The organism is Actinomycetota bacterium (assembly GCA_030776725.1).
In the GTDB taxonomy this organism is placed as follows: Bacteria; Actinomycetota; Nitriliruptoria; order Nitriliruptorales; family JAHWKO01; genus JAHWKW01.
This window is the reverse complement of sequence record JALYHG010000090.1, coordinates 1-19,606: the sequence shown is the minus strand read 5'-3', so window position 1 is coordinate 19,606 and position 19,606 is coordinate 1. Positions and strand designations below refer to the sequence as shown.

Annotated in this window: 21 protein-coding genes; 11 read left to right on the top strand and 10 right to left on the bottom strand. The window is 71.4% G+C overall.

Annotation, left to right across the window (positions count from 1 at the left end):
• On the bottom strand, window positions 1-449 hold a 449-nt coding region (locus M3N57_04200), incomplete at its 3' end, for a hypothetical protein (protein MDP9021898.1).
• Between the two features lie 212 nt (window positions 450-661).
• On the opposite strand from M3N57_04200, the gene panB reads away from it, so the two are divergent.
• Entirely contained in the window at window positions 662-1,432 is a 771-nt protein-coding gene (gene panB, locus M3N57_04195) for a 3-methyl-2-oxobutanoate hydroxymethyltransferase (GenBank protein MDP9021897.1), read from the top strand.
• Here panB and M3N57_04190 read toward each other — a convergent pair.
• Window positions 1,420-2,001, bottom strand: a complete 582-nt coding sequence (locus tag M3N57_04190) for a cob(I)yrinic acid a,c-diamide adenosyltransferase (protein ID MDP9021896.1) — start codon at window positions 1,999-2,001, stop codon at window positions 1,420-1,422. The genes panB and M3N57_04190 overlap by 13 nt on opposite strands.
• 180 nt (window positions 2,002-2,181) lie before the next feature.
• Here M3N57_04190 and M3N57_04185 point away from each other — a divergent pair, with 180 nt between their 5' ends.
• Window positions 2,182-2,427, top strand: a complete 246-nt coding sequence (locus M3N57_04185) for a hypothetical protein (GenBank protein ID MDP9021895.1) — start codon at window positions 2,182-2,184, stop codon at window positions 2,425-2,427.
• Between the two features lie 48 nt (window positions 2,428-2,475).
• Here M3N57_04185 and M3N57_04180 read toward each other — a convergent pair whose 3' ends face one another.
• Genes M3N57_04180 through npdG form a run of 3 tightly spaced genes read right to left on the bottom strand, consistent with a single transcriptional unit; the run spans window position 2,476 to window position 3,834 of the window.
• Window positions 2,476-2,742, bottom strand: a complete 267-nt coding sequence (locus tag M3N57_04180; protein ID MDP9021894.1) for a hypothetical protein — start codon at window positions 2,740-2,742, stop codon at window positions 2,476-2,478.
• Entirely contained in the window at window positions 2,742-3,086 is a 345-nt protein-coding gene (locus M3N57_04175; GenBank protein ID MDP9021893.1) for a hypothetical protein, read from the bottom strand. The genes M3N57_04180 and M3N57_04175 overlap by 1 nt, the downstream gene beginning before the upstream one ends.
• Window position 3,087: 1 nt before the next feature.
• Complete coding sequence (npdG, locus tag M3N57_04170) at window positions 3,088-3,834, bottom strand: NADPH-dependent F420 reductase (protein ID MDP9021892.1); 747 nt, start codon at window positions 3,832-3,834, stop codon at window positions 3,088-3,090.
• 188 nt (window positions 3,835-4,022) lie between these two features.
• On the opposite strand from npdG, the gene M3N57_04165 reads away from it, so the two are divergent.
• Window positions 4,023-4,859, top strand: coding sequence for an alpha/beta fold hydrolase (locus M3N57_04165; GenBank protein MDP9021891.1), 837 nt, complete (start codon window positions 4,023-4,025; stop codon window positions 4,857-4,859).
• Between the two features lie 64 nt (window positions 4,860-4,923).
• Here M3N57_04165 and M3N57_04160 read toward each other — a convergent pair whose 3' ends face one another.
• Window positions 4,924-5,706: an IclR family transcriptional regulator gene (locus M3N57_04160; GenBank protein ID MDP9021890.1), complete on the bottom strand. Its 783-nt coding sequence runs from the start codon at window positions 5,704-5,706 to the stop codon at window positions 4,924-4,926.
• 577 nt (window positions 5,707-6,283) lie between these two features.
• On the opposite strand from M3N57_04160, the gene M3N57_04155 reads away from it, so the two are divergent.
• A complete protein-coding gene (locus tag M3N57_04155; protein MDP9021889.1) occupies window positions 6,284-6,856 on the top strand; it encodes an ATP-dependent Clp protease proteolytic subunit in 573 nt (190 codons plus the stop codon).
• A gap of 19 nt (window positions 6,857-6,875) precedes the next feature.
• Here the strand turns inward: M3N57_04155 and M3N57_04150 are convergent, their stop codons facing one another.
• Window positions 6,876-7,907, bottom strand: a complete 1,032-nt coding sequence (locus tag M3N57_04150; protein ID MDP9021888.1) for an NYN domain-containing protein — start codon at window positions 7,905-7,907, stop codon at window positions 6,876-6,878.
• A gap of 128 nt (window positions 7,908-8,035) precedes the next feature.
• Here M3N57_04150 and M3N57_04145 point away from each other — a divergent pair, with 128 nt between their 5' ends.
• The 7 genes from M3N57_04145 (at window position 8,036) to bioB (ending at window position 15,909) form a co-directional block, all read left to right on the top strand.
• Window positions 8,036-8,365: a PadR family transcriptional regulator gene (locus M3N57_04145; protein MDP9021887.1), complete on the top strand. Its 330-nt coding sequence runs from the start codon at window positions 8,036-8,038 to the stop codon at window positions 8,363-8,365.
• The gene (locus M3N57_04140; protein MDP9021886.1) at window positions 8,362-9,447 is read left to right on the top strand and encodes a hypothetical protein; all 1,086 of its coding nucleotides are present in this window, start codon (window positions 8,362-8,364) and stop codon (window positions 9,445-9,447) included. The genes M3N57_04145 and M3N57_04140 overlap by 4 nt, the downstream gene beginning before the upstream one ends.
• A gap of 220 nt (window positions 9,448-9,667) precedes the next feature.
• A complete protein-coding gene (locus M3N57_04135; protein ID MDP9021885.1) occupies window positions 9,668-11,338 on the top strand; it encodes an HNH endonuclease in 1,671 nt (556 codons plus the stop codon).
• A gap of 44 nt (window positions 11,339-11,382) precedes the next feature.
• Window positions 11,383-12,747 carry an adenosylmethionine--8-amino-7-oxononanoate transaminase gene (bioA, locus tag M3N57_04130; GenBank protein ID MDP9021884.1) on the top strand — a complete coding sequence of 455 codons (1,365 nt, stop codon included), beginning with the start codon at window positions 11,383-11,385 and terminating at the stop codon, window positions 12,745-12,747.
• Window positions 12,744-13,940 (top strand): 8-amino-7-oxononanoate synthase, encoded by a 1,197-nt coding sequence (locus M3N57_04125; protein ID MDP9021883.1) that lies wholly within the window; start codon window positions 12,744-12,746, stop codon window positions 13,938-13,940. The genes bioA and M3N57_04125 overlap by 4 nt, the downstream gene beginning before the upstream one ends.
• Window positions 13,937-14,677, top strand: coding sequence for a dethiobiotin synthase (gene bioD / locus M3N57_04120; protein ID MDP9021882.1), 741 nt, complete (start codon window positions 13,937-13,939; stop codon window positions 14,675-14,677). The genes M3N57_04125 and bioD overlap by 4 nt, the downstream gene beginning before the upstream one ends.
• A 170-nt stretch (window positions 14,678-14,847) precedes the next feature.
• Complete coding sequence (bioB, locus tag M3N57_04115; protein MDP9021881.1) at window positions 14,848-15,909, top strand: biotin synthase BioB; 1,062 nt, start codon at window positions 14,848-14,850, stop codon at window positions 15,907-15,909.
• Between the two features lie 272 nt (window positions 15,910-16,181).
• On the opposite strand, the gene M3N57_04110 is transcribed toward bioB, so the two are convergent.
• The 3 genes from M3N57_04110 to M3N57_04100 form a co-directional block, all read right to left on the bottom strand.
• Window positions 16,182-17,198 carry a 2-oxoacid:ferredoxin oxidoreductase subunit beta gene (locus tag M3N57_04110; protein MDP9021880.1) on the bottom strand — a complete coding sequence of 339 codons (1,017 nt, stop codon included), beginning with the start codon at window positions 17,196-17,198 and terminating at the stop codon, window positions 16,182-16,184.
• Window positions 17,195-19,093 carry a 2-oxoacid:acceptor oxidoreductase subunit alpha gene (locus tag M3N57_04105; protein MDP9021879.1) on the bottom strand — a complete coding sequence of 633 codons (1,899 nt, stop codon included), beginning with the start codon at window positions 19,091-19,093 and terminating at the stop codon, window positions 17,195-17,197. Before M3N57_04105 ends, M3N57_04110 begins: the two co-directional genes overlap by 4 nt.
• A gap of 123 nt (window positions 19,094-19,216) precedes the next feature.
• Window positions 19,217-19,606, bottom strand: a 390-nt coding sequence (locus tag M3N57_04100) for a M23 family metallopeptidase (protein MDP9021878.1), incomplete at its 5' end; no start/stop codon positions are given.

Genomic DNA, 19,606 nt, shown 5'->3' with positions numbered 1-19,606 from the left:
TCGGTGTGCACACCGACGCCGACCTGGCCTGGCCCGACCGGGTGGAACGTCAGTTCCCACGCCCGGGACATCTGCGCCGCGCTGGTCGCCCCCGTCGCCGCACCGGTCCCCAGCCCAAGCACCGCAGTCCCGACGATCGCCGCAAGTAGCACGCCGGTACTGTCGGGGAACGTCCCGGCCAGAACCGCCGCTGAGATCGCCCCGCCCAGGACCGCCCCGAGGGCCGTCCCGACCAGCGCCCCGACCCACGTCCGGCGCCACATCACCGCGGTGAAGGCCTCGTCTGCGTCGGTCACCGTTAGGTCGGCGACCGCCTCATCGGCAGCAGGACCGAACAGGGTGATCTGGGAAGCGTCGATCCCGGCCATCTGCAGGGACTGCACCGCCCGGCGCGCTCCCGCCATGTCCGGGAACGTTGCGATCACGTCGTGAGCGGCGAAGCTGTCCATCCCACCATGCTCCTCCATGAGCGTCTGCGTGGCAGCACGGCGTCCTGTCCCGCTTTCGCCGCGCGCCGGGCGCTGTGCCACCATGGGGCTGCACCGCTGGACCGGCCGGACGCCGGCTGGCAGGAGCAGGAGGTTCGCTCGTGTCCCACCGATCCCAGCCGCACGCCGATGCGTCATCCGCCCGAGGTGTGACCATCCACGACCTGACGGCGATGAAGCAACGCAGGCAGCGGTTCGCAATGCTCACCGCCTACGATTTCGTCTCGGCGCGGATCCTCGACGAGGCCGGCATCCCCGTCATCCTGGTTGGTGACTCGCTGGGGATGGTCGTCCTCGGCCACGACTCGACCGTCCCGGTCACCGTCGATGAGATGCTGCACCACACCCGTGCGGTCGCGCGTGGCGCAGCGCGGGCGCTGGTCGTCGCCGACCTGCCGTTCGGTTCGTACCAGGAGGGTGCGGCGCAGGCGCTGCGAACCGCGACGCGCTTCCTGAAGGAGGGCCGAGCCAACGCCGTGAAGCTCGAGGGTGGCGGGGCGATGGTCGAGGTGACCGCCGCCCTCACGGCAGCCGGGATCCCGGTGATGGGCCACCTCGGCCTCACGCCGCAGTCGGTGAACCAGTTCGGCGGCTTCAAAGTCCAGGGTCGCGACCCCGGCACCGCGGAACGGATCGCGGCGGACGCGTCCGCCCTGACCGACGCTGGTGCGTTCAGCCTGGTGCTCGAGTGCGTCCCGGCCGAACTCGGTCGGCGGATCACCGAGACGGTTCCCATCGCGACGATCGGGATCGGTGCCGGACCCCACACCGACGGGCAGGTGTTGGTCTGGCACGACGTGCTCGGCCTCACCAGCGGCCGGCTTCCGCGGTTCGTCAAGCAGTACGCCGATCTCCGCAGTGAGATCACCTCCGCGGTCAAGGCCTTCGCCAGCGAGGTGGCCGACGGCGTCTACCCCGCCGACGAGCACATCTACGGCAGCTGAGGTTCATGGCCTGACCCGTCCGGCCGCGAGGACACGTGCTCGCCTTCCACCGCGCGGGCCAGGACGAAGAGGTAGTCGGACAGACGGTTGAGGTAACGCAGGACAGCCTCGTCGGGGAGGAGGCCGTCGCGCAGCATGCGCACGACGACCCGTTCGGCGCGCCGGCACACCGTCCGTGCCAGGTCGAGAGCCGCCGCAGCGCGGTTGCCGCCCGGCACGACGAACTCCCGCGGCAGGGGATGGTCGGCGACGACCGCGTCGATCCGACGTTCGAGCTCGTCGACCATCGTGTCGTCCACGCGGCTCACGCCGACCTGGAGGCCGTGCCAACGATCCGGGTCCGTGGCGAGCTGGGCACCGACCGCGAACAGAGCCCGCTGGACGTCGAGCACGGCGTCGTGGACGCCGACGTGCCCGGCGGCGGCGAGCTCCGCCCGGGCCACACCCAGGGCACTGACGACCTCGTCGGTGGTGCCGTACGCCTCGGTCCGCGGATCGTCCTTGGGGACCCGGCCGCCGCGGAACAGGTCGGTCTCACCTCGGTCTCCGCGCTTCGTGTAGACCTTCACCGATCCCTCCTCGTCGGATGCGACGAGCGTAGGGAGGCCGGTGCCTCGGTCGCCGTCGCTGGACGACGACCCGGATGGCGATCGTCATCGCCGACCGTTGCGGCACGGCCGGCTGGTTCACTACGGTCACCGCGTCGCCCGCCCGCAGCCGCCGTGAGCGCACGCCCCACGAGGACCGCTTTGACCGTCGACGAGCGATCGCCCCGCCACGCCTTCCGCCTGCTCACACGGATCCGTTCCGGGTACGACGGTGCGGTCATGTACGACGTGCAGCTACAGGTCCTGGCGACCGGCGCGCTGGTGTGGGCCCAGACGTTCTCCGACCAGGACCAGGCCGAGCGGTACCGCCAGCGGGTCGAGGCCGACCTGGACGATCTCGGCGACGCCGAGTTCCGACGTCGATGGGGCGTGCCGTCGACGACCTGAGGCTCACGAGCAGGGATACGTCCGACGCCGCTGCCCTCCGCGCCAGCGCTACGTGTGCTCGGTGTTGAGGTGCTGCACGAGTTGGTCGTGCTCGTCGATGGCCACCGGGCGACCGTGCAGCTCGGCGTGTTGTTCCGCGAGCTGATCGACCGGCTGCTCGACCAGCCGCAGGTAGAGCTCGTCGTGTACGTCGGCGAGGTGGTAGACCAACCGGGCGAAGCGTGGTTCCCAGTTCTGGGGGCAGAACGGCCGGGCGGGGCGTCCGCCCCACGCGGGGTGGATCGGCGGCGGCAGTCCAGGACCCGAGAACCCCATCAGTCGTCCTCCTCGATCGGGCCGACCGGCACGACCAGGACCGACGACTGGGCGTTGCGCCGGACCTCCACACAGAACTGCCGGTAGTCCTCGCCCCGGAAGAACCCGTCCGCGGCGGCGGCGTCGGGGAACGTCACGGCGACGCCCCAGCTCCCCGGGCCCTCGTCACTGTCGCCGGTCTCGACCGGCTGGTCCGAGCCGGACGCCCACCCCGAGATCACCTCCCGCAGCTGCTCACGGAAGCGTTCTCCCACCGACCGGTCGCGGGCGTCGAACACGATCTCGTACCGCACGCGGACGTCGGCGTCGGTGTGGTCCCCTGCCACGTCCGTGCGTTCGTTCACGTCAGGATCCTGGAGCCGCTGTTCGACCGTCGTGCGGAGCGCTGTCGGCAGGCCCGTGCAGCGTCGTGTCGTCCCGCTGGATGCCCTCGACCCGCAACCCCGCGTGGATGGCGTAGTGACGGTTTATCGCCAGGAGCACCGGGGTGATGTTCTCGACGTACTGGCTGTTGCGCAGGGGGCCGCAGTACACCCCCCACATGCCGGGGATGTCCGACGCCAGGTGCGCCACCCTGTGGGCGGCGTCCTGGTCGTCGCCGCAGATCAACACGTCACAGCGGACTGGCTCACCGACGTCCCACAGGTGACGCGCGGGGACCTCGTGGAAAGCGCTCACCACGGTGGCCTCCGGGAGCAGCTCCTGGCACTCCTGGGCGGCCGACCCCGCCTCGACCCGCACACCGCGCGGGCCGAGCTCGTCGAACACCACCGGGTTCACCACGTTGACCACCAGCTTGCCATCGGCCGCGTGGCGCAGGTCGGGCAGGGTGCTGCGCTGCGCGTCGTAGGGGACCGTCACCAGGATGACGTCCCCGGCGGCGCATGCCTCGTCGTTGGGACATCCGCGCACGTCCACCTCGCGCCCCGCGCGTCGACGGACCCGCTCCGCCACTCCTTCGGCCTTCTCCCGCGAACGAGACCCGATCAGCACGCCGTAGCCGGCGAGCGCCCAGCGCACCGCCAGCCCACGGCCCTGTGGTCCCGTTCCCCCCACGATGCCGAGGCGCTGCTTCGGGGCTGGACGGGTCACGGCTGCGCTCCGCTACGGACGACAGCGACGAGCGTCCCACGTGGAGCGGCGCCAGGCCAATCGGGCCGGACGCGGATCGCGTCCCCGCCTGCCCGGGCGCGGGTCGCGACTGTCTGCTGTTGGGGAACCTCGCACACGCGGTGGTCGCCCGGACCTATACTCCTTTCGGACAGCGACCAGGAGCCCCAGTGGCGGCCACCAGCCTCCCCGAGCAACTGCGTCTGAGCTGGCACCGCACGACCCTCGATGGCCGCCTCGCGTTCTACGGTGAGGCTGGCGACGGCCCTCCGCTGGTGTTCCTGCACGGCTGGGGGGTAACGAGCCGGTGCTACGCCGGCGTCCTTCCACTCCTGGCCAGCGCCGGGATGCGGGTCATCGCCCCGGCCCTACCCGGGTTCGGTGAGAGCGAGGACCTTCCCGGCCAGCTGACCTGGGAGAAGCTGGCTAAGTGGGTCGACGACCTACTGGACCACGCCGGCGTCGACGAGCCGGCGTTCCTGGTCGGGCACTCCTTCGGCGGCGGGGTGGCCACCATGACCGCCTGGCACCATCCTCGCCGCGCACGGTCGTTGGTGCTGATCAACTCCGTCGGAGGCTCAGCGTGGAACGCCAACCGGACGCTGGCGGAGCGGCCGCTGTGGGACTGGGCACTGCACCTGCCTCGCGAGTGGGTCCGCAAGGGCTACCGCCGGGTCCTGCCCGCGGTGGCCCGCGACATCGCTGAGAACCTGATCCGCCACCCCGGCAACCTACTCCGGTCGGGTCGCCTGGCCGTCGAAGCCGACATCCTGGAGGAACTGGCCGACCTCAGCGAACGCGGTGTCCCCGTCACCATCCTGTGGGCGGACGGCGACCAGGTCCTTCCCGAGGCAGCGTTCATCTCGCTCTGTGAGGCTGCGGGCGGCCGTGGCGATGTCGTGCCCGGGAGCCACTCGTGGCTGCTGGCCGATCCCGAAGGCTTCGGCGAGGCCATCACCAACTCGTTGACGGTGCACGACCTGCTCACCAGCACCAACGGCGGCTGACACCCACGGCGGCTGAGGCGACCCCGCCCGGCTGGGTCCGCCCCCCGTCACGTCACTTCACGTCTCACGTCGCTCGGGGGCCGCCGCTGCCCTCAGGGCCCGGACCCGGAGCCCCAGGCCCCTGACGCCGCGGGCGCCAACCCAACCGTTCGCTGATCTCCCGCGCGGTCCGCAGTACCCGCAGCGCCGCCGACTCCGGTTTGGGTAGCCGCGACGACGGAGCCACGATGCCCACGCCCGCGACCGCCTTCCCGGTGTGGTCGAACACCGGGGCGGCGACCCCGGACGCGCCCTGCTCGAGCTCGTTGCGGGTGAAAGCCACGCCACCCTGGCGGACCGGCGCGAGCGTGGGGTCGCGGGCGCCCTCCGGGAGGAACGCCAGCAGCGCACGCCCGTGGGCGGCGACGCCCAGCTCGTGGCGGAAGCCCACCCGGTAGTTGACCTGCACGAACCGGTCCGGCGGCTCGACCACCTCAACCACGACCATGTCGCCGCGGTCACGCACGGCGAGGCAGGCGGTCTCACCGGTGTCCTCCATCAGGGAACGCAGCGGCGGCCCAGCGAGCCGGCGCACCTCCAGCCCCTGAGCGGCGCGTACACCCAACTCGAGCATCGCCAAGCCCAGCCGGTAGCGCCGGGTCTCGGGGTCGCGGGTGACGAAGCCCTCGTCCGTGAGGGTCTCCAGCAGCCGGTACAGCACGGCACGGTCGAGGTCGGTGGCGTCCGCCAGGGTCGACACGGTCGCACCCTCGCTGTGTTCGCCCAACGCCTGGAGCAACGACAGGCCGCGCGCCAGAGTGCGCGAACCCGTTGACCGCCGGTCGCTCTTGCTGCCCTGGTCGGCCAACGACTCACCTCACCTGATCGTGCCCGCCGCGCGGCGCGCCACGGCAGTCTGCGAGAGCGGTGGCCGAACGGTCAAGGCCACCGCCGTGGTGTCACGAGGCTGCACGGGTCGCGTCGAGAACCTCCGGGTTCTCCATCGTGGCGAGGTCGCCGGGTCGTGGCCCTGCAGGACGGCCCGGACCGCTCGTCGGATGATCTTCGCAGATCGCGTCCGCGATCGGTCAGCGACGAAGCGGACGTCCTTGGCGTGAACGCCTTCCCCAGCCAGGCGGTGACCGCCTCGGACAGCTCCGCGCGCAGCCACCACATCCCCGCGAACCGCGACCAGTACGTCGGGCTCCACGCCACCTCGATCGAGCCTCTGACGCTGCATCGGCCTCCCGATCGAGGGACTGATCGCAACCTAGGCAAGCACGGCCCCGCCGGATCGGGATAACCAACGAAGGCGATCGGCCGGAACTTCTGGGACCGGCCGAGGGTTGCCCGCCGACACGATGTGGTGACGGGGGCGCTCGGCCGGCGCACTCGCCCGCCGGTAGGCTGACGCGCTGACGACCGACCCATGAGACGAGACCAGCGTGGAGCTCGACGAACTCACTGGCATCAACCAGCAGGCGTTCCGCAAGCTGTTCGAATCGCGGATCCTCTACTTGAAGGGCCCGCTCGAGGACACCAACGCCGATCCGCTGGTCGCGCAGATGCTCGCACTGGACGCGGAGAGCAAAGACGACATCACCCTCTACGTTAACTCCCCCGGCGGGATCATCAGCGGGCTGTTCGCGATCTTCGACACGATGCAACTGCTGCGGTCGAAGGTGAACACCCGTTGCGTGGGGATGGCGGCGTCCGCCGCAGCGGTGATCCTCGCCAGCGGGACCGGCACGCGGTCAGCGACCGAGAACGCCCGGATCATGATCCACCAGCCGCTCGGTGGCGCCCGCGGCTCGGCCCGCGACATCGAGATCCAGGCTCAGAACATCGTGTACCTGCGTGAGCGGATCAACGAGATCCTGGCCGAGCGGACCGGGCAGCCCGTGGAGAAGATCCGCGAGGACACCGACCGCGACTTCTGGCTGACCGCCGCTGAAGCGCGTGAGTACGGCCTGATCGATCAGGTCGTGGGGAAGGCCGAAGGACCCACCGGCGGGTGACGCCGACCGCCCCACCTCCTCAACGGGCGGTGGCGCGCAGGTAGTACTCGGCGTCGTCCTCATCGAACGTCAGGTCGATCAGCCCGCGGGTGTCCGCGGCTTTGACGAACTGCAGGAAGCTGGAGAACCCGAAGTCCTTCTCGGAGAACTCGGCGTCCCGCTTGCGGATCTGGTCCTTCAGACCGGAAAGGGGCGGCTCGTCGCCGTTCCGCTCCTGCAGGTCGCGGACCACGTCGACGAGGAGGTCGAACGCCTCCTGCTCACCGCCGCTGGTCTCCGCGAAGTCGACCTGCGGATCACCCTGAGCTGGTCCCTCCGACAGCTCTAGGTGACCTTCCGATTCCAGGTGGCGGAGCAGCTCGGTGAACGCCCGGAACCCGTAGTCCGCCTCCGAGAACGTGGGGTCCTTGCGGAGCAGCGCCCGCTTGAGGCTCGAGGCGTAGACCGGGCCGGTCGATGACCGTTGCAGGCCGGACAGCGTCTGCGTGACGAGCCGGTTGAGGTCGTGGACGCTGTCGCGTGGTGCGCGACCTTCCTTCGGGCGCGTCGCGCGGGCCGGACGGCCGTCCCGCCGCGGAGCGTTGTCCAGCCGGTCGTAGAAGATGAACTCGTCACAGGCGGGCGGGAGCATCGATGAGGTCGATCCCTGCACGCCCACGCCGATCACCCGCTTGTTCAGCGCTCTCAGCTTGTTGACAAGCGGCGTGAAGTCCGAGTCACCGGACACGATCACGAACGTGGACACGTACTGGCTGGTGAACGCCAGCTCCATCGCGTCCACCGCCATCTTGATGTCCGCGGCGTTCTTGCGCACCGAGTCCGCTCGCTGCGGGATGTCGATCAACTCGACGTGGCCGTCGACCAGCGAGCGACGGTCGTCGCTGAAAAGGTGCCAGTCGGCGTACGCCCGGCGCACCACCAGCCGGCCACGCTCGGCGAGGATGTCCGCGAGCGCGCTGACGTCGAACCGGTACCCGGTGTCGCGTGCGCCGATCGCGAGGTTCTCGTAGTCGATGTAGACCGCGAGCCGATCTTCCTGCGTGTCGTCCATAGCGGTGACGGTACCGGTGTGCGGCGCCGCCGCCGCGACCGGCAGCGCAGCTCGACCCTTGACTACTGTGTCTTGCACAGTAGAGTGCGTCGCGCGGTACTGTGTGACCCGCGAGAGAGGAACGGGATGTGGACCCGACGCAGCTGCTGAAAGGCGTCCTCGATCTGGCGGTCCTGGCGGTGCTGGCGGCCGAGGACGGCTACGGCTACGACATCGTCCGCCGGCTCCGCGAGAGCGGGCTCGACGGCATCGGGGACGCCTCGGTGTACGGGACGCTGCGTCGCCTGTTCCACTCGGGTCTGCTGACCTCCTACGTCAAGCCGTCGGACGAGGGTCCGAACCGCAAGTACTACGCCCTCAACGACGCCGGCCGCGATCAACTGGAGGTCGCCGCGAAGGACTGGCGTCGGTTCGCCGAGACCGTCGACCACCTGCTGCCCGAGAGGCTTGCCGCATGAAGACCACCACGGGCGTCTCTGATCGGGTCAGCGAGTTCGTCGCCGACGTCGCGCATCACTTCGACGACCTCCCCCCGGCTGAACGCGCCGACCTGCTCGATGATCTCCAGCAGCACCTGCTGGAGCTGGCCGCTGAGGACGAGGCCAGCCTCGAACGGGAACTCGTCGATCCCGCGGCGTACGCGGCCGAAGTCCGCCACTCCGCCGGCCTGCCCGAACCGGCGATCGCGAAGCGGCGTCGGATGCGTCGGCTAGCGGGGTGGGTCACCGCCCGGATCGAGCGGCTGCGTGATCACCCGGTCGTTCGTGAGGTCGTGGAGTTCCTGCCCCAGCTGCGGCCCGCCTGGTGGGTGCTGCGGGGATGGGCGGTCGTGGCTGGCGTTTCCCTGCTCATCGGTGGCGGGCCGTGGTGGCGCCAGGTCCCCTTCCCCGGCCGGGGACCGTTGGGCCTGATCGCGGCCGCAGCCGCGATCGTTACCAGCGTCAAGGTCGGCCGTGAGGAACGCGACCGTCGGCGACCGTGGAGAGCCCTGGATCTGGGGGCCGCGATCGTTGTGGTCCTGATCACGCTCGAGGCGATCAGTGGCGTCACGGGCGCCGCGTACGTGCACGTGCCTCAGGAGACGTGGCAACCGCCCATCCTGCGCCACCCCGACGGCGAACCGATCACCAACCTCTACCTGTTCGACGCCGATGGCCAGCCGCTGGAGGACGTCCACGTCTACGACGGACGCGGGCGCCCCATCGAGATCGGCGACCTGGACGAGGCCGGCTTCGCGAACATCGGCACGGTCTACCCGAGGGATCCGTTCGGGAACCCGATCGCCAACCGGTACCCGCTGACGCAGTACCTGGTCCATGTCGACGAGTCCGGAACGACCGTCCGGGCCAAGCGGCCGGTGCCCGATGTCGATCCCTCCAGCCAACGCCCCAACGACGAGGAGGTGCCGCCGGGAGAGGCTGACAGCACGTCCCCGCCCGAGCAGACCGCTGATGACACTCGCGCAACATGGCCCTCCGAGGAGCCTGCCGATCTCACCGCGGCCCCTCCCCGGACTGCGACCTCGTCGCCGAACGACTGACCGGCGGGGCGGGGTCGCCGAGCACCACTGACGGCCACAGGTGAGCACCGCTGACGGCCACAGGACTGGATCGTGGTGTTCCACAGCTGTCCACACGCAACGTGGCGTGGTCGGCAGCCGTGTCGCACCGGCATGGCATGCTACGAACATGTGTTCACGTACTGCGCCGGGTTCACCTCCGGGTTCACCCACTGTGCCGAGTTCACCGACTGGGTCACAGGTGCTCGGGTCAGACGTCGCCGCGGCTGCCGAGGTGGGCATCGACGGGGACGGCGGCGGCGGTGGTGACCTGTTGCAAGCCCTGGTGGCCGTTGTCGACGCGATCGTGGCGGTCGACGCGGCGACCTTGCCCGCCGGGGAGGAGGCGCGCTGGGTGCAGGTGCTGGACACCCAGACGAACCGGCTGTCCGCGGCGAAGCTGGCGGCGGTTGCGACCATGGCGCGCCGTGGGACCCACCGGCGGTTGGGTCAGCGGTCCCTGCAGGGCTGGCTGCAGTCCAACCTGCGCATGACCGCCACGCAAGCCAAGAAGGACACCGACACCGCCACCGCCTTGGACGCCGGGCTGTCGTCGACCCGCGACGCGTTGGCCGACGGTGACATCAGCGTCGATCACGCCACCGCGATCACCCAAGCCGCCAAGACCCTGCCGGACGCCCACGACGCGGAGCGCCTGCTGCTGGCCGAAGCCGACCGCGGCGACGCCGGTCGGGTGCGCCAGCTGGGTCGGCGACTGCAAGCAGCCGCCGACGCGGACGCGGCCGCCCGCCGCGACGGGCGCCGGGCCTACGAACAACGCACCTTCACCCTGACACCCGACGGGCACGGGTCGGTGTTCACCCAAGGGCGGCTGCACCAGCTGGCCGGTGAACGCCTGGCTGAGGCGCTGCACGCCCTGGCCGCCCCCCACGACACCGACGATGCGCGCTCCTACGGCCAGCGCATGGCCGACGCGCTGGAAACGCTGGCCGACATGGCCCTGCGCGGAGGGCGCCTACCCGTCAACGGTGGGGTCACGCCGCAGATCACCGCGGTCGTGCCGCTCGCCACCCTGGAAGCGCGGGCGGGGCGCGCCGCCGACCCCGCGACCTTGTCGTGGTCGGGGCCCTGTCGCCCGCAGGCGTTGGAGCAGCTGTGCTGCGAGGCCGACATGGCGTGGCTGGTCACCGACTGCGACCACCGCCCGCTGTGGCTCGGGCGCACCCGCCGCTACGCCAGCCCCGACCAGCGCGACGCCGCCCGGGTGCGAGACGGCGGGTGCCGCTGGCCCGGATGCTCCATGCCGCTCTCCTGGTGTGTGCTGCACCACGTCGACTGGTGGGAACCAGACGGTCGAACCGACATCCACCGGCTGATCCCCCTGTGCGCCGCCCACCACGCCATGCACCACCACGGCGGCTGGGACATCGCCCTCGACGACCACGCGACCGTCACCACCACCTCTCCGGACCGCGCAACCGCGCTGCGCGAGACCGCCACCCAAGCCCGCGCCCGCCACACCGGCCGCACCGACCTGGCCCACATCACCGGCCGCGACGACCTGGCCGACATCACCGGCCGCACGGACCTGGCCGACCTCACCGGCCGCACCGACCGCGCCGAGGTGGTGCAGCCCGGCGACAACGGCCGCAGCAGTAGTGGCGGTGGCGGAAGCGGCGGCACACCCAGACGTCACACCCCGAGACGCAGCAGGCGCGGAAGCGACGACCCGGCCCCCGACACGCGCGCACGGCGCACCGTGAGCAGCGAGACCCGTGGCGTCTACCGCGTCGGCATCGAGCCACGAGCCGGATCCCGACGCGCCGCACGAGACAGAGCAGGAGCACACGCGCGCGGACACGCTGTCAGCTGCGGCGAGCGTGGCGGTGCGCGACCCAACCGTCGGCGATGATCGCTGCCGCAGCGACATCGTGCGCCGGCTACGCTTCCGCCGCGATGGACGACCGCACGGCCGACCTCGTCACCCGCGACCACCGTTACGTGTGGCACCCGTTCACGCAGCAGGCCGCCTGGGTGAACGACGCCCCGCTGGTGGTCGAGCGCGGGGAGGGCTGCTGGCTCGTCACCACCGACGGGCGCCGGTTCCTCGACGGCAACTCCTCGCTGTGGGTCAACCTGTGGGGCCACGACCGCCCGGAGCTCCTCGCGGCCCTGCACCAGCAGGTGGACCGCCTGCCGCACGCCACCTTCCTGGGGTTGACCAACCCGCCCGCGGTCGAGCTGGCCGAGCGGCTGGTCGATCTCGCGCCCGACGGGTTGACCCGGGTCTTCTTCAGCGAGAACGGGGCGGCCGCGGTCGAGGTGGCCCTGAAGATGGCGTTCGCGTTCTGGCGGCACCGCGGCGACGATCAGCGGCGGCTGTTCGTCTGCGTCGACAACGCCTACCACGGTGACACGCTCGGTGCGGTCAGCGTCGGCGGCTTCGACACGTTCCACGCCCTGTACCGCGACCTGCTGTTCGAGACCCGCCGGATCCCGTCGCCGTACTGCTACCGCTGTCCGCTGGGCCTCACCCACCCGGACTGCGGCCTGGCCTGCGCCGACGCGCTCGACGACGTCCTGACCCGCGACGGTCACCTGGTCGCCGCCGTCATCACCGAGCCGCTGGTGCAGGGCGCCGCCGGGATGATCACCGCACCCGACGGCCACCTCGCGCGCCTGCGCGACATCTGCGACCGTCACGGGGTCCTCCTGATCGTCGACGAGGTCGCCACCGGCTTCGGTCGGACCGGGGCGACGTTCGCCTGTGACCTCGAAGCGGTCGCACCCGACCTGTTGGCGATCGGGAAGGGCCTGACGGGCGGGTACACGGCGATGAGCGCCACGCTGGCCACCGAAGCGATCTACGACGGGTTCCTCGGCGACCCGGCCCAGGGCCGCACGTTCTTCCACGGCCACTCCTACTCCGGGAACCCGCTGGCCGCCGCCGTCGCGAACGCCAACCTGGAGCTGCTGGTCGCCGAGGATCTGCCGGCGATCGTCCGTCACAAGGCCGCCATCCTGGCCGACGCGCTGGTCCCGACCCGGGACCTGCCGCACGTCGGCGATGTCCGCCAGCGCGGCCTGATGTGCGGCATCGAGCTGGTCGCCGACCGCCCCACCAAGACGCCGTTCGCCGCGCAGCTCCTGGCCGGTAAACGGGTCTGCGAGGCGCTGGTCGACGACGGGATCATCCTGCGACCACTGGGCGACGTCGTCGTCCTGATGCCGGCACCGGCCATGGACGACGACGACCTGCGTCACCTGGCGGGAGCCACCACCGCAGCGATCGACCGCGTCACCCGCGAGCTGGCTCGGTGAGCCCCGACGATCCGCTGGGGTGGGTGCCGGCCGAGCTGGACGCGCTGGCCGACGCGGACCTCCTGCGCGACCTGCGCCACCTCACCGGCGGACCCGAGCCGTGGATCGAGCTGCAGGACCCGCCGGTGCCCGGCGCCCCGCCCCGGCTGCTGCACCTGTGCAGCAACAACTACCTCGGCCTGGCGACCGATCGCCGCGTCGCCGAAGCCGCCGCGGACGCCGCGATCGCCCACGGCGCCGGGTCGGGTGCTTCGCGGCTGATCACAGGCGGGCAGGCAGCGCACCGCGAACTCGAAGCGACCTTGGCTGACTGGAAGGGCGAGGAGGCCGGGCTGCTGTTCTCGTCGGGCTACCTGGCCAACCTCGGCGTGCTGACGGTGACGGCCGGGCCCGGGGACACCATCGTGTCCGACGAGTTGAACCACGCCTCGATCGTCGACGCCTGCCGGCTGTCACGGGCCGATGTGCGGATCTACCGCCACGGTGACGCCGAGCACGCCGCACACCTCCTGGCCGACGCGCGCGGCCGTCGCGTCGTCGTCACCGACGGCGTCTTCTCCATGGACGGCGACATGGCCCCGCTGCCCGCGTTGTGCGACGCCGCGGAACGGCACGGCGCAGCGGTCGTGGTCGACGACGCCCACGGCACCGGGGTGGTCGGTCCCGACGGGCGGGGAACGGTCGCGGCCCTGGGCTGCGAGGGCCGGGTGCACGCCGTGGTGGGCACCCTGTCCAAGGCGCTCGGCTCGACCGGCGGCTTCGTGGTCGGCCGCGCGACGCTGATCCGACTTCTGACCAACCGTGCCCGGCCGTTCATCTTCGATACCGCCCTGGCCGCGCCGGCGGTGGCCGCAGCGGCGTGTGCGCTGCGCCTCGCACGCCAGGAACCGCAGCGGCGTACCCGTGCTGTGTCCCACGCCCGTCGGCTCGCCGCTGGCCTGACCGCCGCCGGGCTGGCGGTGCCCGAACCCCACGCGTGCATCCTGCCCGTCGTGGTCGGGAGCAACCGCGCCACGCTCGACGCGATGGCGTGTCTCGCCCGCTGTGGAGTGCTCGCCGTCGCGATCCGTCCGCCGTCGGTGCCGGAAGGCACCGCACGACTGCGCGCCACCGTGATGGCCACACACACCGACGCGGACATCGCCGTCGCGGTCGACGCCTTCATCGACGCGGTGACCACGGCAGCAGCGTGACCGGGTCACCGTCGCCACCGACCCCCATCCGCGGCGTGGTCGTCAGCGGCACGGACACCGCGGTGGGCAAGACCGTCGTGGCCGCTGCGCTCGCGCGCTGCTGGGCCGACGGGGGCGACGATGTCGTCTACGTCAAGCCGGTGCAGTCGGGTGTGGCCGACGGCGACGACGACGCCGCCACGGTGCGGTCGCTGACGGGCCTGACCGCCGTCTGCGGACCGCGCATCGGCCCGGCTGTCGCCCCGGCCGTGGGCGCCCGCCTGGCGGGGCGGCAACTGACACGCAACCATCTCCTGGCCGCACCCACCGCCGCTGCGGCCGACCACCCGGGCGCGGCCCTGGTGGTGGAGGGCGCCGGTGGCCTGCTGGTGGAGCTGGGCACCGACGGGACGACCGTGGTCGACGTGGCTGCTGCACTGAAGTTGCCGGTCGTGGTCGTCGCCCGCCCGGGCCTGGGCACGCTCAACCACACGGCCCTGACCGTGGAGGCCCTCGCCGCCCGGGGCGTCGCGCTCGCCGGGTTGGTGGTGTGTGGGTACCCACCCGAGCCGGACCTGGCGACCCGCACCAACCTCGCCGAACTGCACCGCCTGTCGCCGTGCGGGCTGTCGGGCGTGGTCCCCCAACTGGACCTGGCCGGCGACCCGCGGCTCGGACGCTGCGGCCGGTGGTTCGCTCCGGAGCTCGGCGGCGTCTGGGACCGCAGCGAGGTCCTCGCCGCGGCGCACGAGGAGTGAGACACCGCACCGGCGACCAGCCCGCTGACACCGCCGGCGCCGACTGGCACCGGCTGGACGGCACCCCGCAGGCAACGCCCCCGTCGGTGTGTCCGCGCGCCGGCGCCGGCCGACGTGTGCGGCCTACGCTGGGGCACCGGTGACCCACCGATCGTCCAGGAGCGTCCGTGGTGGCTGATACCTCGCGCCTAGATCCGCGTCCCGACCCCGGCGAGGTCGCGGCGTACGTCGCCGACCCCGACCGTCTCCTGAGCGACGTCGAGGCGGCCCTCCTCGGACGGATGCAGCCGATCGAGGTCGACGCCGCGTTCGCTCTGGCGGAGCTCGGCGACGATCACCTCGACGACCTGCTCGCGCTGGCGCACCGGGTCAGGCTGGCCTGGACCGGGCCGGAGGTCTCCTTGGAGTCGATCGTGTCGGCCAAGACCGGGGGCTGCCCTGAGGACTGCGCGTTCTGCTCGCAGTCGTCGGCGTTCCCCACGCCGGTGAAACCGCAGCCGCTGCTGAACCCCGACGAGGTCGCCGCAGCCGCCCGGGACGCACAGGACAACGGCGCCACCGAGTTCTGCCTGGTGTTCGCCGTCCGGGGGCCCGACGAGCGGCTCCTGCACCACATCCTCGATCTGGTCGCGGCGGTGCACGCAAGCACCGAGCTCGGCGTGGCGGTCAGCGCCGGGATCCTCGACAGCGACCAGGCCCGCCAGCTCTCCGACGCCGGCGTGGTCACCTACAACCACAACCTCGAGACCGCCCGTTCCCACTTCGCCACGATCGTGACCTCCCACAGCTGGGAGGAGCGAGCCGAAACCCTGCACCTGGTCCGCCGGCACGGGATGCGCGTGTGCACCGGCGGGATCGTGGGGATGGGCGAGACCCGTGCGCAGCGCGCGGAGCTGGCGCTGCAGCTGGCGGCGTTCGAACCGTCGGAGACACCGCTGAACTTCCTCAACCCGCGGCCGGGGACACCGCTGGCCGACCGCCATCCGCTCCAGCCACGCGAGGCGCTCCACGCGATCGCCCTGTTCCGGCTGATCCTGCCGTGGACCCTGCTGCGCTACGCCGGCGGACGCGAGGTCGCCCTGCGCGACCTCCAAGCCGCGGGGATCCTCGGCGGAGTCAACGGGATGATCGTCGGCAACTACCTCACGACGCTGGGGCGGACACCGCAGGACGACGTGGCGATGCTCGCCGAGCTCGACGTCCCCGTCCGGGCGCTGCAGGGGCTGCTGTGACGTGACGTTCTGTCCGGCGTGTGGCCGACCCGCGACGGCGAGCGGACATGAACCCTGCGCGGAGCACCTGCAGTTGGACCCGCCACGCCACTGCGCCGGATGCGGCGGTCGACTGGACGTACAGATCCTGCCGACCACGGTGCGGGCGACCTGCCGGCGCTGCGACCGCGTCCACCCGGCCCGCCGTGGCGGGTGACGCCCAGACGTGCCACACCCTGCACCGCCCGTGACTCACCGTCTTCCCGAGTGGGAGTCAGCCGGGCCCGATCCGGTCAGTCCCCGGGGACGTCCCAGACGTTGCCGCTGGACAGCAGGCCTGAGAGGTTCGCTGTGCCGTGAGCCTGCGCTTGCTGGACCTGCGCGTCGAGGACCTCCTCGTACAGCGGTCGTTGGACCTGGCGGAAGATCCCGAAGGGGGCCGGGCCGGCGCGGTCGGTCAGGCGCGACACGGCGAACGCCCGCGTCGGGTCGTCGGCGTGCGCGTCGTGCACCACGACGCGGTCACCTGCCTCATCCAGCGGGACGATCTCCACGCCGCCGCCCTCCTTGGTCACCACCGCCCGGCGGTCGTCGTCGGGGCCGAACACGATCGGCTGGTCGTGGAGGAGCTCGATCCGGTTGTGACCGCCGGTCGCCCGATCGCGGACCGGGAGGAACGCGTCGTCGTTGAAGACGATGCAGTTCTGGAAGATCTCGATGAACGCGGTGCCGCGGTGCTCGTACGCTGCCCGCAAGGTGCGCTGCAGGTGGTCGCGGTCGTTGTCGAGCGTGCGGGCCACGAACGTGGCCTCTGCCCCCAGGGCGAGGCTGATGGGGTTGAACGGCTGATCGATCGCCCCCATCGGCGAGGACTTGGTGACCTGCCCGACCCGTGAGGTCGGCGAGTACTGGCCCTTGGTCAGCCCGTACACCTCGTTGTTGAACAGCAGGATGTTGAGGTTGACGTTCCGGCGCAGCGCGTGGATCAGATGGTTGCCACCGATCGAGAGCGCGTCGCCGTCGCCGGTGACGATCCACACGTCCAGGTCGGGGCGGGTCACCGCCAGGCCCGTGGCGATCGCGGGGGCGCGGCCGTGGATCGAGTGCAACCCGTAGGTGTTCATGTAGTACGGGAACCGGGCCGCGCACCCGATCCCGGAGACGAACACCGTCCGCTCGGGGACGGCGCCGAGCTCGGGCAGGAGGCCCTGGACCGCAGCGAGGATGGCGTAGTCGCCACAACCTGGGCACCACCGAACGTCCTGGTCCGACGTGAAGTCCTTCCGCGTCAGGGTGCGTCCCTGCGTCATACCGCCACCTCCTGGTGGTCTGGGTCGCGCCCGTGGAGGACCGCCTCGATGGCCTCCTGCAGCTCCGCGGCGCGGAACGGCTGGCCACGGACCTGGTTGTAGCCGGTGGCTTCGATCAGGTAGCGGCTGCGCAGCAGCATGCGCAGCTGTCCCAGGTTCATCTCGGGTACCAGGACCCGGTCGTAGCGCCCCAGGACGTCGCCGAGGCCCGCCGGGAACGGGTTGAGGTGGCGCAGGTGCAGGTGCGCGACGCTCCCGCCTGCCTGGCGCACACGCTGGACCGCCGCCCGGATCGGCCCGTATGTGGATCCCCAGCCGACCACGAGGAGGGCAGCGTGGTCGTCACCGTCGACCTCGGGTGCGCCGATGTCCGTAGCGATCCCGTCGATCTTCGCCTGGCGCAGCATCGTCATGCGGTGGTGGTTGTCGGGGTCGTAGGAGATATCCCCAGTGACGTCCGCCTTCTCCAGGCCTCCGATGCGGTGCTCGAGGCCGGGGGTGCCCGGCAGCGCCCACGGGCGGGCCAACGTCTGTGGGTCGCGCCGGAACGGCTGGAAGGTGCCGTCCTCGGCGTTGGGCTCGGTCGCGAACTCGGCCGTCAGGCTCGGCAGGTTGTCGACGTCGGGGATCCGCCACGGTTCGGTTCCGTTGGCCAGGTACCCGTCGGAGAGCAGCACCACGGGCGTGCGGTAGCGCAGGGCGAGACGCGCCGCCTCCAGCGCCGCCGAGAAGCAGTCACCGGGCGAGCGGGCGGCGACCACCGGGACGGGCGCTTCGCCGTTGCGGCCGAACATCACCTGCAGCAGGTCCGCCTGCTCGGTCTTGGTGGGCAGCCCGGTGGACGGGCCACCGCGCTGGACGTCGACGACCACCAGCGGCAACTCGACCGCGACGGCCAGCCCCATCGTCTCGGCCTTGAGCGCCAGGCCCGGTCCCGACGATGCCGTGACCCCCAGCGCACCTCCGAACGACGCGCCGAGCGCGGCACCGACCGCGGCGATCTCGTCCTCGGCCTGGAACGTGCGGACACCGAACCGCTTGTGACGGGACAGCTCGTGCAGGATGTCCGACGCCGGGGTGATCGGGTACGAGCCGTAGAACAGCGGCAACCCCGATCGCACGCTGGCGGCGATCAGGCCGTACGCCAACGCCAGGTTCCCGCTGATGTTGCGGTAGCGCCCCGGTGGGAGCTTGGCCGGCTTCACCTCGTAGCGGTGCGAGAACAGCTCGGTCGTCTCGCCGAAGTGGAAGCCGGCCTTGAGCGCTCCCACGTTGGCCGCGCCGATGGCGGGAGCTTTGGCGAACTTCTCCTGCAGCCACGACACGGTCGAGTCGATCGGCCGGGAGAACATCCACGACACCAGCCCCAGAGCGAACATGTTCTTCGCCCGGCTGGCGTCCTTGCTGGTGATCTGTTTCTGCTCGACCATGCCTTCCAGAGCGCGGCTGGTGAGCTCGTTCAGGGCCACCTCGTACACCCGGTACGGGTCCAGGGACCCGTCCTCGAGCGGGTTGGTGACGTACCCGGCCTTCTTGAGGTTGCCGCGGTCGAAGCCGTCGGCGTTGACGATCAGGGTCGCTCCGCGCGGCAGGTCGCGCAGGTGCTTCTTCAAGGCGGCGGCGTTCATCGCGACGAGGACGTCGGGGGCGTCGCCGGGGGTCAAGATGTCCTCGTCGCTGAACTGCAGCTGGAAGGACGACACTCCGGCAGTGGTCCCGGCTGGCGCACGGATCTCCGCCGGGTAGTCCGGGAGCGTCGCCAGGTCGTTCCCGACCTCGGCGGTCTGGACGGTGAACCGGTCGCCCGTCAGCTGCATGCCGTCGCCGGAGTCGCCCGCGAAGCGGACCACGACGTGGTGGAGGGTCTGAGCCTGGGGCTTGGGAGGTGAGGTCATCGAGGAGCCGGTGCGCTCGGGCGGGCGACGGTCGTCCGCGGCGCGACGGGAGGGTACCGGCGATCCACCCAGGAGACGCGTCACCCGCGCCGACCGCCGGGGAGCCGCAACCGACCGGGCCGGTCAGCAGATCCGGCGCAGGAACGAGTACGGGTTGACCGCCCCGCCTCCGCCGGGGTGACGCTCGAAGTGCAGGTGCGGGGTGCCCCGCGCGTTGCCGGTGTCGCCGTTGGTCCCGATCTTCGTCCCGGCACTAACCCGCGCCCCGTCGCGGACCGTCCACGACTGCAGGTGCATGTACCAGTACTGGTCGCCGTCCGCCCCCCGGAAGATGGCCCAGTTCCCGGCGCTGGAACCGTACGAGCGGATGTCGACCACGCCGTCGGTGACGGCGTAGATCGGCGTGCCGTAGGGGGCGAGGATGTCGGTCCCGCGGTGGCGGCGGCCGCCCGAACGTGGCGCTCCCCAGGTGTCGGTGAAGGTCCGCGGCTGCCCGACCGGGCAGGCGTAGGC